The organism is Streptomyces sp. NPDC007905 (assembly GCF_042959345.1).
Classification (GTDB): domain Bacteria; phylum Actinomycetota; class Actinomycetes; order Streptomycetales; family Streptomycetaceae; genus Streptomyces.
On the sequence record NZ_JBIBKS010000011.1, the window covers coordinates 177,951 to 192,520 of the forward strand.

At 70.9% G+C, this 14,570-nt stretch carries 13 protein-coding genes and 1 pseudogene; 3 read left to right on the forward strand and 11 right to left on the reverse strand.

Annotated elements, in window-relative coordinates; translation table 11 throughout:
* Window positions 1-31 precede the first annotated feature (31 nt).
* The 3 genes from ACFZDC_RS21220 to ACFZDC_RS21230 all read right to left on the reverse strand — a co-directional run bounded on the left by ACFZDC_RS21220 (window position 32) and on the right by ACFZDC_RS21230 (window position 2,857).
* Complete coding sequence (locus ACFZDC_RS21220) at window positions 32-1,120, reverse strand: branched-chain amino acid aminotransferase (RefSeq protein ID WP_391325921.1); 1,089 nt, start codon at window positions 1,118-1,120, stop codon at window positions 32-34.
* 350 nt (window positions 1,121-1,470) lie between these two features.
* Window positions 1,471-2,514 carry a 3-isopropylmalate dehydrogenase gene (locus ACFZDC_RS21225; RefSeq protein ID WP_391325923.1) on the reverse strand — a complete coding sequence of 348 codons (1,044 nt, stop codon included), beginning with the start codon at window positions 2,512-2,514 and terminating at the stop codon, window positions 1,471-1,473.
* 211 nt (window positions 2,515-2,725) lie between these two features.
* The gene (locus ACFZDC_RS21230; protein WP_391325925.1) at window positions 2,726-2,857 is read right to left on the reverse strand and encodes a hypothetical protein; all 132 of its coding nucleotides are present in this window, start codon (window positions 2,855-2,857) and stop codon (window positions 2,726-2,728) included.
* A 403-nt stretch (window positions 2,858-3,260) separates the two neighbouring features.
* On the opposite strand from ACFZDC_RS21230, the gene ACFZDC_RS21235 reads away from it, so the two are divergent.
* On the forward strand, window positions 3,261-3,407 hold the full coding sequence (locus ACFZDC_RS21235; RefSeq protein WP_391325927.1) for a hypothetical protein: 147 nt from the start codon (window positions 3,261-3,263) through the stop codon (window positions 3,405-3,407).
* A gap of 8 nt (window positions 3,408-3,415) precedes the next feature.
* On the opposite strand, the pseudogene ACFZDC_RS21240 reads toward ACFZDC_RS21235, so the two are convergent.
* From ACFZDC_RS21240 to ACFZDC_RS21255, 4 genes and pseudogenes are all read right to left on the reverse strand, one after another.
* Window positions 3,416-3,954, reverse strand: a pseudogene (locus ACFZDC_RS21240) (GNAT family N-acetyltransferase).
* A 9-nt stretch (window positions 3,955-3,963) separates the two neighbouring features.
* Entirely contained in the window at window positions 3,964-4,170 is a 207-nt protein-coding gene (locus ACFZDC_RS21245; RefSeq protein ID WP_391325929.1) for an alpha/beta fold hydrolase, read from the reverse strand.
* A 110-nt stretch (window positions 4,171-4,280) separates the two neighbouring features.
* Window positions 4,281-5,912 (reverse strand): L-glutamate gamma-semialdehyde dehydrogenase, encoded by a 1,632-nt coding sequence (gene pruA, locus ACFZDC_RS21250; RefSeq protein WP_391325931.1) that lies wholly within the window; start codon window positions 5,910-5,912, stop codon window positions 4,281-4,283.
* Window positions 5,913-5,944: 32 nt separating this feature from the next.
* Window positions 5,945-6,871: a proline dehydrogenase family protein gene (locus ACFZDC_RS21255; RefSeq protein WP_391325933.1), complete on the reverse strand. Its 927-nt coding sequence runs from the start codon at window positions 6,869-6,871 to the stop codon at window positions 5,945-5,947.
* Window positions 6,872-7,033: 162 nt separating this feature from the next.
* Here ACFZDC_RS21255 and ACFZDC_RS21260 point away from each other — a divergent pair, with 162 nt between their 5' ends.
* The gene (locus tag ACFZDC_RS21260) at window positions 7,034-8,257 is read left to right on the forward strand and encodes a helix-turn-helix domain-containing protein (RefSeq protein WP_391325935.1); all 1,224 of its coding nucleotides are present in this window, start codon (window positions 7,034-7,036) and stop codon (window positions 8,255-8,257) included.
* A 549-nt stretch (window positions 8,258-8,806) separates the two neighbouring features.
* Here the strand turns inward: ACFZDC_RS21260 and ACFZDC_RS21265 are convergent.
* The gene (locus tag ACFZDC_RS21265; protein WP_391325937.1) at window positions 8,807-9,382 is read right to left on the reverse strand and encodes a TetR family transcriptional regulator; all 576 of its coding nucleotides are present in this window, start codon (window positions 9,380-9,382) and stop codon (window positions 8,807-8,809) included.
* 97 nt (window positions 9,383-9,479) lie between these two features.
* On the opposite strand from ACFZDC_RS21265, the gene ACFZDC_RS21270 reads away from it, so the two are divergent.
* Window positions 9,480-11,012 carry an MFS transporter gene (locus ACFZDC_RS21270; protein WP_391325939.1) on the forward strand — a complete coding sequence of 511 codons (1,533 nt, stop codon included), beginning with the start codon at window positions 9,480-9,482 and terminating at the stop codon, window positions 11,010-11,012.
* 57 nt (window positions 11,013-11,069) lie between these two features.
* On the opposite strand, the gene serA is transcribed toward ACFZDC_RS21270, so the two are convergent.
* The 3 genes from serA to ilvN form a co-directional block, all read right to left on the reverse strand.
* The gene (gene serA / locus ACFZDC_RS21275) at window positions 11,070-12,659 is read right to left on the reverse strand and encodes a phosphoglycerate dehydrogenase (RefSeq protein WP_391325942.1); all 1,590 of its coding nucleotides are present in this window, start codon (window positions 12,657-12,659) and stop codon (window positions 11,070-11,072) included.
* Window positions 12,660-12,931: 272 nt separating this feature from the next.
* Window positions 12,932-13,930: a ketol-acid reductoisomerase gene (ilvC, locus tag ACFZDC_RS21280; protein ID WP_391325944.1), complete on the reverse strand. Its 999-nt coding sequence runs from the start codon at window positions 13,928-13,930 to the stop codon at window positions 12,932-12,934.
* A gap of 112 nt (window positions 13,931-14,042) precedes the next feature.
* Window positions 14,043-14,567, reverse strand: a complete 525-nt coding sequence (gene ilvN / locus ACFZDC_RS21285) for an acetolactate synthase small subunit (protein WP_391325946.1) — start codon at window positions 14,565-14,567, stop codon at window positions 14,043-14,045.
* Between the last annotated feature and the right edge of the window lie 3 nt (window positions 14,568-14,570).

The window sequence follows — 14,570 nt, forward strand, 5'->3', positions numbered from 1 at the left end:
CCGGGGCGGCCCTGAGCCTGTCGGTCGAGCGTCAGCCGATCCTGTGCATCCAGCCGTGCTTGTCCTCGGCGGTGCCGCGCTGGAGGTCGAGGAGGGCCTGGCGCAGGCGAAGCGTGACCTTGCCGGGCTCGCCGCCGGACTGCTGCCACTCGGCACCGGCCCGCTTGACGGTGCCGACCGGGGTGATCACGGCCGCGGTGCCGCAGGCGAAGACCTCGGTGAGCGTGCCGTTCTCGGAGTCGCGCTGCCATTGCTCGACGCTGACGCGGCCCTCCTCGGACTCGTAGCCGAGGTCGCGGGCGACGGCCAGCAGGGAGTCACGGGTGACGCCCTCCAGGATGGAGCCGGTCAGTGTGGGCGTGATGATCTTGTCGCCGTAGACGAAGTACAGGTTCATGCCGCCGAGTTCCTCGACCCACTTGTGCTCCACGGCGTCGAGGTAGCACACCTGGTCGCAGCCCTTGGCGGCCGCCTCGGCCTGGGCGAGCAGGGAGGCGGCGTAGTTGCCGCCGGTCTTCGCGTCGCCCATGCCGCCGGGGACGGCACGGACACGGTCCTCGGAGACCCAGATCGACACCGGCTTCACGCCGCCCGGGAAGTAGGCGCCGGCCGGCGAGGCGATGACGATGAACAGGTACTCGTTGGCGGGCTTGACGCCCAGCCCCACCTCGGTGGCGATCATGAACGGGCGCAGGTAGAGGGACTCCTCGCCGCCGTGCGCGGGCACCCAGTCCTTGTCCTGCTGGACCAGGACGTCGCACGCCTCGACGAACGTCTCGATCGGCAGCTCCGGCATGGCGAGACGCCGCGCGGAGCGCTGGAAGCGCCTGGCGTTCTGGTCCGGGCGGAAGGTGGCGACCGAGCCGTCGGGCTGGCGGTAGGCCTTCAGGCCCTCGAAGATCTCCTGGGCGTAGTGCAGGACGTTGGTGGCCGGGTCGAGGGGGATCGGCGCGTACGGAACGAGCTGGCCGTCGTGCCACCCGCGGCCCTCGGTCCACTTGATCGTCACCATGTGGTCGGTGAAGTGGCGGCCGAATCCGGGGCCGGCCAGGATCGCCTCCCGCTCCGCGGCGGCGAGCGGGTGGGCGGAGGGCTTGAGCTCGATCGTGGGCGTCGTCATGAGCGAGGGTCCTTCTCTTCCTGGCGTAGTTCGGGGCAGCTGCGGTCTTTCGGCCGGGGGTCCGGGGGTTGTCCCCCGGAAATGCAGCACCGGTTGTGGTGACGGGCCGCGCTCACGCCCATACTGCCAGTCGCCAGTGCTAGGACGTCCGAGCATTCCCTCATACCGCGGCTCCGCGTTCGATTATCGCGCGGGCGTCTTTCGGCGAAGGAATCGGGGTGAAAGCGGCCCGGGGATGATGGTGGCACCGGGCGACCGCATAGGAAAAGCCGCCGGGTGCGGATGCGACCCGGCGGCTTGGGCGTAGCCGTGGGGGCCGTCCCCCACGCCCTTCAGGCGGTGGGGATGGGTCAGCCGGCTACTCGTACGACGAGGGCGTCGCCGATCTCCGAGGTGCTGCGGGCGGGCTTGCCGACGCGCTCGGTGAGGTCGGCGGCGACCGCGGTGTCGATGCGGTCGGCCTCGGCCTCGTGGCCCAGGTGGCGCAGCAGCAGGGCGACGGACAGGACCGTGGCGGTCGGGTCGGCCTTGCCCTGACCGGCGATGTCCGGGGCCGAGCCGTGGACCGGCTCGAACATGGACGGGAACTCCCGGCTGGGGTTGATGTTGCCGGAGGCGGCCACGCCGATGCCGCCGGAGACGGCCGCGGCGAGGTCGGTGATGATGTCGCCGAAGAGGTTGTCGGTGACGATGACGTCGAACCGGGCCGGGTCGGTGACCAGGTAGATGGTCGCCGCGTCGACGTGGACGTAGTCGGTGGTGACCTCGGGGTACTCCTTGGCCACCTGGTTGAAGACGTTCGTCCACAGGTGCCCGGCGAAGGTCAGCACGTTGTTCTTGTGGACCAGCGTGAGCTTCTTGCGCGGTCGGGCCTGGGCGCGCTCGAAGGCGTCGCGGACCACACGCTCGACACCGTAGGCCGTGTTGACGGAGACCTCGGTGGCGACCTCCTGCGGGGTGCCCTTGCGGATGGTGCCGCCGTTGCCCGTGTACGGGCCCTCGGTGCCCTCGCGGACGACGACGAAGTCGATCTCGGGCTGACCGGCGAGCGGGGTGGCAACACCCGGGAGCAGCTTCGACGGGCGCAGATTGACGTGGTGGTCGAAGGCGAAGCGGAGCTTGAGCAGGAAGCCGCGCTCCAGGACGCCGGACGGCACGGACGGGTCGCCGATCGCGCCGAGCAGGATGGCGTCGTGCTGCTTGAGCGCGTCGAGGTCGGCCTCGGTGAGGGTCTCACCGGTGGTGTGGTAGCGCTTGGCCCCGAAGTCGTACTCCTTGGTCTCCAGCTTCACATCCTGCGGCAGGACGGCGGAGAGGACCTTCAGACCCTCGGCCACGACTTCCTGGCCGATGCCGTCACCGGGGATCACTGCGAGATTGATGCTGCGAGACATGCCGGCACCCTACTCCTCGTCCCAGGGGATGACATGCCCTGTCCGCCATGCGGACACTCGGAGGGCGGGCGGCCGCCATTCCGTCGGCCGGCGTCCACCCGTACGCGGCACGGGTGTTGGAGCCCCGTGGAAACTTCCCCCACCTGGTGCGGCGCGGCCGGTGAGGCCGCGCCGCACCCCGTGCGGGCGCGGCTCCCGGATCAGTGGCGGCTCAGTGGCCGGTCTCGCCGCCGTTGTCGCGGCGGTCGAGGGCGCGCTGGAGGGCGGCGGCGGCGTTCTTGCGGTCGGACTCGCTCGTGCGGGACACGTGGCGGGCTCGGCGGCGGACGGTCGTCTCGGCCATGGGAATCGACTCCTTCGACACACGTGACGTGCGCAATGAGGGGTTACGAGACGCCGGAGGGGCGGGGAGCACCGGCCGCAGGGGTTGCCTGCTCAGGCCCGGCTCACGACCGCCATTCGCTGGATCGAGCGAGACGTTCGGCTCCTACAAAACTAAGGGAGCGGGCCGCGCCTGTCTGCACAATTACTCGGACTTCCTACTATCTGAGACGGAGGATCCCGTCACACCACCCTGACCTGCGGATTCGTCGTACGCGGACGGAGTGATCGCAGCTCCCGGACAAGGGCCCGAACGGCGGTTGTGGCGGCCTGTGGACGGTGCCGGCAGTGAGGGAGAGGGCCGGCCCAGGTCGGGCCGCCCGGCGGCGACCTCGCCCGCGGGGCCGGGATCCAGGCAGGAGGAGTTGTACGACTTCGCCGTACCGCATCTGCGCAGCAGGGCGCCGGCGCCGGATGAGACGGTCGCGGACGGGTTCGAGCGGGTCGTGGAGGCGTCCCTGCCGGTGCTGCGCGACGGCAGCACGGGGAAGATTCTGGTCCACGCTGCCTGACGTATCACTCAGGTGAGGTCTCCGTCCCGCCAGTCGAAGACCAGCTCGTGACCGGGGTCGAGCACCCAGGCGAGCCCGGGCCGCACATACACGCCCCCCTCCTCCTCCGGCAGCCGCACGATCCCGTCGGGCGAGAGGGCGTGCACCTGCCCGCTCCACCGCTGCCAGCCCCGGCCGTGTACAACGGGGCGCCGTCCTCGCTCGCGGAGAGCGCGCCGAGTTCGTAGGCCCGGTCGACCATCCGCTCCAGCTCCGCCATCACCCGGCCGCCCAGCCCGCTGCGGCGCACATCGGCCCGCACGGCGACGGCCTCCACGTATCCGGTGCGCAGCCAGCGCCCCCGGTGGCGTATCCGCCGCATCACGACCGAGCCGTGCGCGGCGAGCCCGGCACCGTCGTGGACGAGGGCGTGCATGCCGCCGAGGCCGTGGTCCCAGTCCTGGTCGCCGAAGTCCCCGTCGAACGCCTCGTCCAGGAGTGCGCGGACGGCGCGGAGGTCGGCGGGGTCGAGGTCGGCGGTGTGGGCGGTGCGGAGACGGAGGGTCATGTCGTCAGGCTAGAGCGCGCCCGCCACCGCTTTCCGGATGCCTTCGGGGTCCTCCACCCGCGGCAGGTGCCCGGCGTCCGGCAGGACCACCCGGCGCACCCGGGGCAGGGCCCCGGCGAGGGAGTCGACGGCGGTGCGGGGCCGGATGTCGCGGGCGCCGCCCGGTGATCCGGTCGGGCAGGTCGAGGGTGGTGCAGGCGGCGTACGGCTGCGCACCGCCCGACAGTGGACCGTGCACGGCTGAGAGGGCCGGTGCCGGACGGGAAACGGGCCGGGAAGCCTGTTCGGATGTCAGGATTCCCGGCCCGTCACTCGGGGGAGAGCTGTCAGCCCATGTGCGGGTAGGCGTAGTCGGTCGGCGGGACCAGCGTCTCCTTGATCGCACGGGTCAGGGTCCAGCGCAGGAGGTTCTGCGGGGCGCCGGCCTTGTCGTTGGTGCCGGAGGCGCGGCCGCCGCCGAAGGGCTGCTGGCCGACGACGGCGCCGGTCGACTTGTCGTTGATGTAGAAGTTGCCCGCCGCGTAGCGGAGCTTCTCCATCGTGTAGGCGGCCGCGGCGCGGTCGTTGGAGATGACCGAGCCGGTCAGGGCGTAGTCGGAGACCGACTCCATCTGGGTCAGCATCTCGTCGTACTTGTCGTCCTCGTAGACGTACACACCGAGGACCGGGCCGAAGTACTCGGTGCGGAAGACCTCGTTCTCCGGGTCGGTGGACTCGATGACGGTCGGGCGGACGAAGTAGCCGACCGAGTCGTCGTAGCTGCCGCCCGCGACGATCGTGCAGGTCGGGTCCTGCTTGGCGCGGTCGATGGCCGCCTTGTTCTTGGCGAAGGCACGGTCGTCGATCACGGCGCCGATGAAGTTCGACAGGTCCGTGACGTCACCCATGGTCAGGTGGTCGACCTCGGCCGCGAACTCCTCCTTGAAGCCCGAGTTCCAGATGGAGGCCGGAATGTAGGCGCGGGAGGTCGCGCTGCACTTCTGGCCCTGGTACTCGAAGGCGCCCCGGGTGAGGGCGGTCTTCAGGATCGCGCGGTCGGCGCTCGGGTGGGCGACGAGGAAGTCCTTGCCGCCGGTCTCGCCGACCAGACGCGGGTAGGAGCGGTACTTCTCGATGTTGTTGCCGACCGTCTTCCACAGGTACTGGAAGGTCTTGGTCGAGCCGGTGAAGTGGATGCCCGCGAGGTCCCGGTGCTCAAGGGCGACCTCGGAGACCTCGATGCCGTCGCCGGTGACGAGGTTGATGACGCCCTTGGGCAGGCCCGCCTCCTCCAGCAGCTGCATGAGGAGGACGGCCGCATGGGTCTGGGTCGGGGACGGCTTCCAGACGACGACGTTGCCCATCAGCGCCGGGGCGGTGGGCAGGTTGCCCGCGATCGCCGAGAAGTTGAACGGCGTGATCGCATAGACGAAGCCCTCCAGCGGGCGGTGGTCGAGCCGGTTCCACACGCCCGGGGAGTTCGCCGGGGGCTGCTCGGCGAGGATCTGGCGGGCGTAGTGGACATTGAAGCGCCAGAAGTCGACCAGCTCGCAGGGCGTGTCGATCTCGGCCTGCTGGGCGGTCTTGGACTGGCCGAGCATGGTGGAGGCGGCGATGGTCTCGCGCCACGGGCCGGCCAGCAGCTCGGCGGCGCGCAGGATGATCGCGGCGCGGTCGTCGAAGGACATCGCGCGCCAGGCCGGCGCGGCGGCCAGGGCCGCGTCGATGGCGTCCCGCGCGTCCTGCTGGGTGGCGTTGCGCAGGGTGCCGATGACGGCCTTGTGGTTGTGCGGCTGGACCACCTGGAACGGCTCGCCGCCGCCCATCCGCTTCTCCCCGCCGATGGTCATCGGCAGGTCGATCGGGTTCTCGGCCAGCTCCTTGAGCTTGGCCTCCAGGCGCAGGCGCTCGGGCGAGCCGGGGGCGTAGCCGTGCACCGGCTCGTTGACGGGGGTGGGGACCTGGGTCACAGCGTCCATGGGTTCCGTAACTCCTTACTGAGCGGTGTGGTTCAGCCCTTGGTGATCATGCTGCGGACGAAGAAGCGCAGGTTGGCCGGCTTCTCCGCGAGGCGGCGCATGAAGTAGCCGTACCAGTCGGTGCCGTAGGCGGTGTAGACGCGCATGCGGTGGCCCTCGGCGGCCAGCCGCAGGTGCTCCTCGCCGCGGATGCCGTAGAGCATCTGGAACTCGTACTCGTCCAGTTTGCGCCCGGCCTGGTGGGCCAGCTCCTGGGCGATGGCGATCAGGCGCGGGTCGTGGGACCCGATCATCGGATAACCCTCGCCCTCCATCAGCGTCTTCAGGATGCGCACGTAGGCCTTGTCGATCTCGCGCTTCTGCTGGTAGGCGACCTCGGCGGGCTCCTTGTAGGCACCCTTCACGAGGCGCACCCGGCTGCCGGCCGCGGCGAGGCGGCGGGCGTCGGCCTCGGTGCGGAAGAGGTAGGCCTGGATGACGCAGCCGGTCTGCGGGAAGTCCTTCCGCAGCTCCTCGTGGATGGCGAACATCGAGTCCAGGGTGGTGTGGTCCTCGGCGTCGAGCGTGACGGTCGTCCCGATGGCGGCGGCGGCCTCGACGACCGGCCGGACGTTGGCGAGGGCCAGCTCGTGGCCGCCGGGGAGGGACTGGCCGAACATCGACAGCTTGACGGACATCTCGACCTTCTCGCCGAGATCGAGGTCCTTGAGCCGGCCGACCAGCTCCAGGTAGGCGTCCCGGGCGGCGGCGGCCTGCTCGGGGGTGGTGATGTCCTCGCCGACGACGTCCATCGTCAGCTCCAGGCCCCGGGCCGTCAGGTCCTTGATGACCGGGACGATGTCGGCCACGGTCTCGCCGGGGATGAAGCGGTCGACGACCTGCTTGGTCACCGGGGCCGCCGAGATCAGGCGTCGCATCCGGTCGCTGCGCGACGCGGCGAGAATCACGGGACCCAGCACGGGGCACCTCCACAGACAAGCACCGAACGGCCGCCACCCGACGATTCGGGTACGGCACGGAGAACCACCGTGAAACCTAAGGAACTCTCCGATCGTCGGCCATCGACAGCTGTCACGCATCCGTGCACGGGATCTCAGACAAGTGTATGAAGGCGCCGGAGAATGCGGGAGAATGCCCGGGTGGCGACCGATTACAAGGGTGACTACCAGGAACTGGTCGACGAGATCTCGGAGCTGCTGGGCGCGCCCGCGACCCTGGAGAACCGGGACTTCGAGCTGATCGCCTTCGGTGCGTACGACAGTGAGGGCGACCTGGACCCCTCGGCGCTGGACCCGGTGCGCACCCGCTCGATCCTGACCCGGCGTTCCACGGCGGCGGTACGGGCGTGGTTCGAGGGCTTCGGCATTACGCGCGCCACGGGACCGGTGCGGATCCCGCCGACCCCGGAGGCCGGTGTCTACCGGGGCCGCATCTGCCTGCCGGTGCGCCACCGGGGTGTGGTTCTCGGCTATGTCTGGCTCCTGGACGACGATCCGGGTCCGACGGACGCGCAGCTGGCCGCCGCCATGCAGGTGACGGGCCGGATCGGCGCGCTGCTGGCCGACGAGGCGCAGGCGGGTGCCGGTCTGAGCCGGGAGCTGCGGGCGGTGCTGACGGCGGAGCCCGGCTGGCAGCAGGACATGGCGGTGGCCGAACTGCGCACCGCCCTGGGGTCGCGCGCGGACGGCCCCCACACGCTGGTCTGTGTGGCTCCCTGGCCGTCCGCCGACCCGGACGAGGCCCCGTCCGCCCGCACGGTCCCGCACGCCACGGCGCTGTGCACGGTTCCGTGGGGGGCCGCGGCGCAGAGCCTGGCGGTGCTGGTGCGGCTGCGCTCGACGGATGTGGCGGCGCCGGCGCTGACGGCGGCCTCGCGGCTGCTGAAGGAGACGCCGGGGGCCGGGGCACGCGCCTGCGGGGGCAGGCCGGGGCGGGGGGCCGCCGCCGGGGTCGGGGAGCCCCGCACCGGACTCGCCGGGCTGGGTGAGGTCTGGCAGGAGGCCGCCGCCGCGGCACGTGCCGCGCTGGCCGAGCCGCGGCTCGGGCCCGTCGCCGAGTGGGGGCGCATCGGGCCGTACCGGCTGCTGACAGCGCTGCCCCCGCGGGCCGCCCACGACCCGGCGGTCGGCCCGCTCCTCTCCCCCGCCCACCAGGAACTGGCCCGCACCGCCGAGGTGTACCTCGACTGCGCGGGCCAGGCCGGCCGCACGGCCGCCGGACTGGGCATCCACCGGCAGACGCTGTACTACCGGCTGTCCCGTGTGGAGCAGCTGACGGGCCTGGACCTGGACGACGGCGAGGACCGGCTGCTGCTGCACATGGCGTTGAAGAGGGCGCGGCTCTAGGGACCTGGTGCGAGGTCCTGTCCGCCCCGCCACGCCCGGCACGCCCAATTGCCGCACCGGGCCCCAGGCCTGGGTCCGCGCCCGTCCGTCGAGCAGGCCGGCCACCGTCGCGATGCCCTCCGTGATCGCGCGCTCGGGCACATCGCCGAAACCCAGGGCGAGTTGGGGCGGTCCCGGGGTGGGCGAGATGCGGCAGGCGCTCATGCCGTAGAGGCCGACGCGCCGAGTCCGCGCGGCCGCGATCACCGTGACCTCGTCGACCCCGCCCGGCAGGTGCGCCACCGCATGGAAGCCGGCCGCCGGCCCGGTCAGCCGGACCGCCGGGGCGTGCGCGGCGAGGGCGGCGCGCAGGGCCGTGCAGCGGGCCGCGTACAGGGTGTGCACCCGGCGCAGGTGACGGTCGTACTACGGTCTCTGGCCCACCGTCAGCCGCGCGATCGGGCCGGCGCCGCGCCGGACCGGGTCGGCGTCCTCCAACCCGCTCGTCCGCCCCGGGCACGGTGTCGTACATCTCGTCGCCCGGCGGCACCCGTACGACGGCCCGGGCCGTCAGCTCTTCGTGGCGGCCTCGATGACCTGGCGCAGGCCCTCGGTGAGGGCGTCGCCGTCGGCGGCGGTCTTCGGGTCGAACGACCACTGGGCGATGAGTCCGGTCATCAGCGTCAGATAGAAGCGGCCGAGCGTGTCCGCGGTCTCGTCGCAGACCTCCTCCTCCGGCACATCCATCATCAGCGCCACCAGCCCGCGCCCGCCCTCCCGCTGGGCGCGGGACAGGTGCTCGCGCACCTCCGGCAGGTCGATGGTCATGACCTCCATGCTCAGGCGGTACAGCGAGCCGGGCCCCCGCATGGTGGCGACGATGTTGGACCACACCCACCGGAAGCGCTCCAGCGAACCGGGCGCGCCCTCGATCCCGGAGCCGCTCCCGTCGAAGGTGTCGGACATGTTCTCCACCAGCGCGACGTAGGCCTGCGCGAGGAGCGCGTCCTTCGAGCCGTAGTGGTAGCCGATCGAGGCCAGGTTGGTCCCGGACTCCTTCACGATGTCGCGAGCCGTCGTACGCGCGAACCCCTTCTCCAGCAGGCAGCGCTTGGCGCCTTCCAGCAGATCTTCACGGTGTCCCATGGGAGCCAGCCTACCGCCGATCCATACAACCGTCCTAGACGGCCGACTTATACAGGCGTTCTAGACAAGCGTTTAAGACGCCCGTACAGTCACCGTCATGACGAACTCGACGAGCACGAACGTCTCCGTCGGCGCCGAGGGCGCCCCCGTCCGCGCCGGACGCCGCGAGTGGACCGCTCTGGGTGTGCTGATGCTGCCGCTGCTGCTGGTCTCCATGGACGTCTCGGTCCTGTACTTCGCGACCCCCGCGATCAGCGCCGACCTGCGGCCGAGCGGCACTCAGCAGCTGTGGATCTTCGACATCTACGGCTTCGTCCTGGCCGGCCTGCTGATGACGATGGGCTCGCTGGGCGACCGCATCGGCCGCCGCAGGCTCCTGCTGATGGGAGCCGCCGCCTTCGGTGGCGCCTCGCTGCTCGCGGCCTACGCGAACAGCGCCGAGACCCTGATCGCGGCCCGGGCGATCCTCGGCATCGGCGGCGCGACCCTGATGCCGTCGACGATGGCCCTGCTGCGCACGATGTTCACCGACCCCGGCGAGCGGGCGAAGGCGATCGGGCTGTGGTCGGGTGTGATGACGGGCGGTATCGCCCTCGGGTCGGTGATGAGCGGCATCCTCGTCGAGCACTTCTGGTGGGGCTCGGTCTTCCTGGTCAACCTGCCCGCGATGGCGCTGCTGCTGGTCCTCGGCCCGCTGCTGCTGCCCGAGTCGAGGAACCCGAACCCCGGCCGCTTCGACTGGCCGAGCGTCCCGCTGTCGATGGCCGCCGTGCTCCCCGTGATCTACGGCCTGAAGGAGATCCCCTCCGAGGGCTGGCACCCGCAGTACGTCGTCCCGGTGACCGTCGGTCTGCTCTTCGCGGCGCTCTTCGTCCACCGTCAGCGCACCGCGGCCTCGCCGCTGATCCCGCCGGCCCTGCTCCGGGGCCACGGCTTCACCCCGGCGCTGGTCCTGACCCTGGTGTCCGCCTTCGGCATGATGGGCTCGGCCATCTTCACCACGCAGTACCTGCAGACGGTCCTGGGCAAGAGCCCGCTGGAGGCCGCCCTGTGGAGCCTGCTCCCGTCGGTGCTCATCGGCGTCGCCGCCCCGGTCACCGGGCAGCTCGTCGCCCGTGGCGCCCATCGCGGTCACGTCGTCGCGGCCGGTTTCGCCGTCACCGCGGCCGGCTACGCCCTGCTCGCCCTCACCGGCGCCGACTCCCTCTGGCTGGTGCTGACCGCCGCCGGTGTGCTGGCCTCCGGGGTCGTGATGGTGATGTCCCAGCTGACCGACCTGGCCATGAGCACCGCGCCGGTGGAGCGGGCGGGCACCGCCTCCTCCCTGCTGGAGACCGGCACCGAGTTCGGCGGCGCGCTCGGCATGGCGGTCCTCGGCTCCATCGGTACGGCGATCTACCGCCACGCGATGCCGTCCTCGGCCCCGGCCGCGGCCCACGAGACGCTGGGCGGCGCCCTGGCAACCGCCGCCCACCTGCCCGGCCGGACCGGCGCCTCCCTGCTCGCCACGGCCCGTGACGCGTTCACCAGCGGGATGCACGGGGTGGCGATCGCCGGAGCGGTGATCCTGGCGCTGGCCGCGGTGGGAGCGGCACTGACCCTGCGGAAGATCGGGGCCGGCGAAGCGTAGGGCACGAAAAACGCCGGACGGGCTGAGACTCTCAGCCCGTCCGGCGTTTCAGGACGCTCAGACCAGGTTCACCGAGCGGGCGGACGTCGCCCCGATCTCCTCCGCGACCTCGGCCAGCACACCGGCGGACACCGTGTCGTCCACGGTCAGCACCGCCAGCGCCTCGCCGCCCGCGGCGGCACGGGCGACCTGCATGCCGGCGATGTTGAGGCCCGCCTCGCCGAGGATGCGGCCCACGGTGCCGACGACACCCGGGCGGTCCTCGTAGCGCAGGACGACCATGTGGTCGGCGAGGGCCAGGTCGACGTCGTAGTCGCCGATCGCCACGATCTTCTGCACGTGCTTCGGGCCGGCCAGCGTGCCGGAGACCGACACCTCCTCGCCGCCGCCGAGCGTGCCACGCACCGTCACCACGTTGCGGTGGTCGGCCGACTCGGAGCTGGTCGTCAGGCGCACCTCGACGCCCCGCTCCTGCGCAAACAGCGGCGCGTTGACGTACGACACCGTCTCGTCCACGACGTCCTCGAAGACGCCCTTGAGCGCGGAGAGCTCCAGCACCTTCACGTCGTGCTGGGTGATCTCGCCGTAGACCTCGACGTCGAGGCGGACCGCGACCTCGCCCGCGAGCGCGGTGAAGATGCGGCCGAGGCGCTCGGCGAGCGGCAGACCCGGCTTCACGTCCTCGGCGATGACACCGCCCTGGACGTTCACCGCGTCCGGCACCAGCTCACCGGCGAGCGCGAGGCGCACCGACTTGGCGACCGCGATACCGGCCTTCTCCTGCGCCTCGTCCGTGGACGCACCGAGGTGCGGGGTGCAGACGACCTGGTCCAGCTCGAACAGCGGCGAGTCCGTGCAGGGCTCCTTGGCGTACACGTCCAGGCCCGCGCCGGCGACCCGGCCCTCCTTCAGCGCCGCGTACAGCGCCGCCTCGTCCACGATGCCGCCGCGCGCCGCGTTGACGACGCGCACGCTGGGCTTGACCTTGCGCAGCGCCTCGTCACCGATCAGACCGAGGGTCTCGGGGGTCTTGGGCAGGTGGACGGTGATGAAGTCGGAGACCTCGAGCAGCTCGTCCAGGGACAGCACCTTGACGCCCATCTGCGCGGCCCGCGCGGGCTGCACGTAGGGGTCGTAGGCGACGACCTTCATGCCGAAGGCGGACATGCGCTGCGCGACGAGGGCACCGATGCGGCCCAGGCCCACGACACCCAGCGTCTTCTCGGCCAGCTCGACACCCGTGTACTTGCTGCGCTTCCACTCGCCGTTCTTCAGCGCGGCGTTGGCCTGCGGGATGTTGCGGGCGGTGGCGAGGATCAGGCCGCAGGCCAGCTCGGCGGCCGTGACGATGTTGGAGGTCGGGGCGTTGACGACCATCACGCCGGCCTTGGTGGCGGCGGAGACGTCGACGTTGTCCAGGCCGACGCCGGCTCGCGCGACGACCTTGAGCTTCCTGGCGGCGGCGATGGCCTCCGCGTCGACCTTGGTGGCGGAACGGATCAGGATCGCGTCGACGTCGGCGATGGCGGGGAGCAGTTCGGCTCGGTCGGCTCCGTTGGTGTGCCGGATCTCGAAGTCCGGGCCGAGCGCGTCGACGGTCGCGGGCGACAGCTCTTCAGCGATGAGTACGACGGGTTTCGAGCTCACGTGAGTCCTCACAAGTCCAATGCGACGGCCGTCCCGACGGCCGCTGGCGGTGGAGGGGGCTAGCCGCGGAAGACGCACGACGCTGTGGGCCTGACGCGTATGTTGTGCAGCAGTCTAGTGGCGCCGCGGTCGTCGTTTTACGCCGCTGCGGAAGTATCACCCGTCCGTGGCTGGACGGGATGGACAACGCCTTCGGGTCGCCCTCGACCCGGCGCCGTCCGGAGTGGCCGAAGGGGGCCGGAGCAGCTTGCCCCGGCCCCCTGACACGAGGCTTACGCCTCCTCGTTCACCCAGCTCATCAGCTTGCGCAGCTGCTTGCCGGTGGTCTCCAGCAGGTGCTCGGAGTCCTGCTGCTTGTACTCGTTGTACTTCTTCAGGCCGCCGTGGTACTCGTCCATCCAGGTCTGGGCGAAGGTGCCGTCCTGGATCTCGGCGAGGACCTGCTTCATCTCGGCCTTGGTGGCGTCCGTGATGATGCGCGGGCCGGTGACGTAGTCGCCCCACTCGGCGGTCTCGGAGACGGACCAGCGCATCTTCTCCAGGCCGCCCTCGTACATGAGGTCCACGATCAGCTTCAGCTCGTGCAGGCACTCGAAGTAGGCGATCTCCGGCTGGTAGCCCGCCTCGACCAGGGTCTCGAAGCCGGCCTTGACCAGGGCCGAGGTGCCACCGCACAGCACGGCCTGCTCACCGAACAGGTCGGTCTCGGTCTCCTCGGTGAAGGTCGTCTTGATGACACCGGCGCGGGTGCCGCCGATGGCCTTGGCGTACGACAGGGCCAGCGGGAAGGCGCTGCCGGTGGCGTCCTGCTCGACGGCGGCGATCGCGGGAACGCCGCGGCCCTCCTCGTACTGGCGGCGGACCAGGTGGCCCGGGCCCTTGGGGGCGACCAGGGCGACGTCGACACCGGCCGGGGGCTTGATGAAGCCGAAGCGGATGTTGAAGCCGTGGGCGAAGAACAGCGCGTCGCCGTCCTTCAGGTTCGGGGCGATGGACTCCTCGTAGACCTGGGCCTGGATGGGGTCCGGGATGAGGATCATGATGACGTCGGCCTCGGCGGCGGCCTCGGCGGGGGTCACCACCCGCAGGCCCTGCTCCTCGGCCTTGGCCTTGGACCTGGAGCCCTCGTGCAGACCGACGCGGACGTCGACACCGGAGTCACGCAGCGACAGCGCGTGGGCGTGGCCCTGGCTGCCGTAGCCGATGACCGCGACCTTGCGGCCCTGGATGATGGACAGGTCGGCGTCAGCGTCGTAGAACAGCTCGGCCACTTTGGGTTCTCTCCTTGGTGTGCAGGTTGTGCGTCCCACCGTATGCCGGTGAGGGGACGGGAAGATGCGGGGTCTCGGCATACGGGCGGCGCTGAACCGCCCGTACTCGGCCTTACGCGGATCGGTCGAGAGCGCGCAGCGAGCGGTCCGTGATCGAGCGGGCGCCGCGGCCGATCGCGATCGTGCCGGACTGGACCAGTTCCTTGATGCCGTACGGCTCCAGCATCTTGAGCATGGCGGACAGCTTGTCGCCGGATCCGGTGGCCTCGATGGTCACCGCCTCCGGGGAGACGTCGACGGTCTTGGCGCGGAACAGCTGGACGATCTCCACGATCTGGGACCGGGTCTCGTTGTCGGCGCGCACCTTCACCAGAACGAGTTCGCGCTGAACGGCCTGACCCGGCTCCAGCTCGACGATCTTGAGCACGTTGACCAGCTTGTTGAGCTGCTTGGTGACCTGCTCCAGCGGCAGGTCCTCGACGTTCACCACGATGGTGATGCGGGAGATGTCGGGGTGCTCGGTGACACCGACCGCGAGCGAGTCGATGTTGAAGCCACGGCGGGAGAAGAGGGCGGCGATCCGGGCCAGGATGCCCGGTGTGTTCTCCACCAGGACGGAGAGCGTGTGCTTGGACATTTC

What these genes read in the sequence shown, in the direction of transcription:
- ACFZDC_RS21230 (WP_391325925.1), bottom strand. Translation starts at nt 2,857, where the DNA reads ATGGCCGAGACGACCGTCCGCCGCCGAGCCCGCCACGTGTCCCGCACG.
- ACFZDC_RS21220 (WP_391325921.1), bottom strand. Translation starts at nt 1,120, where the DNA reads ATGACGACGCCCACGATCGAGCTCAAGCCCTCCGCCCACCCGCTCGCC.
- pruA (WP_391325931.1), bottom strand. Translation starts at nt 5,912, where the DNA reads ATGGACGCTGTGACCCAGGTCCCCACCCCCGTCAACGAGCCGGTGCAC.
- ACFZDC_RS21225 (WP_391325923.1), bottom strand. Translation starts at nt 2,514, where the DNA reads ATGTCTCGCAGCATCAATCTCGCAGTGATCCCCGGTGACGGCATCGGC.
- ACFZDC_RS21265 (WP_391325937.1), bottom strand. Translation starts at nt 9,382, where the DNA reads ATGGGACACCGTGAAGATCTGCTGGAAGGCGCCAAGCGCTGCCTGCTG.
- ACFZDC_RS21260 (WP_391325935.1), top strand. Translation starts at nt 7,034, where the DNA reads ATGCGGGAGAATGCCCGGGTGGCGACCGATTACAAGGGTGACTACCAG.
- ACFZDC_RS21270 (WP_391325939.1), top strand. Translation starts at nt 9,480, where the DNA reads ATGACGAACTCGACGAGCACGAACGTCTCCGTCGGCGCCGAGGGCGCC.
- ilvN (WP_391325946.1), bottom strand. Translation starts at nt 14,567, where the DNA reads ATGTCCAAGCACACGCTCTCCGTCCTGGTGGAGAACACACCGGGCATC.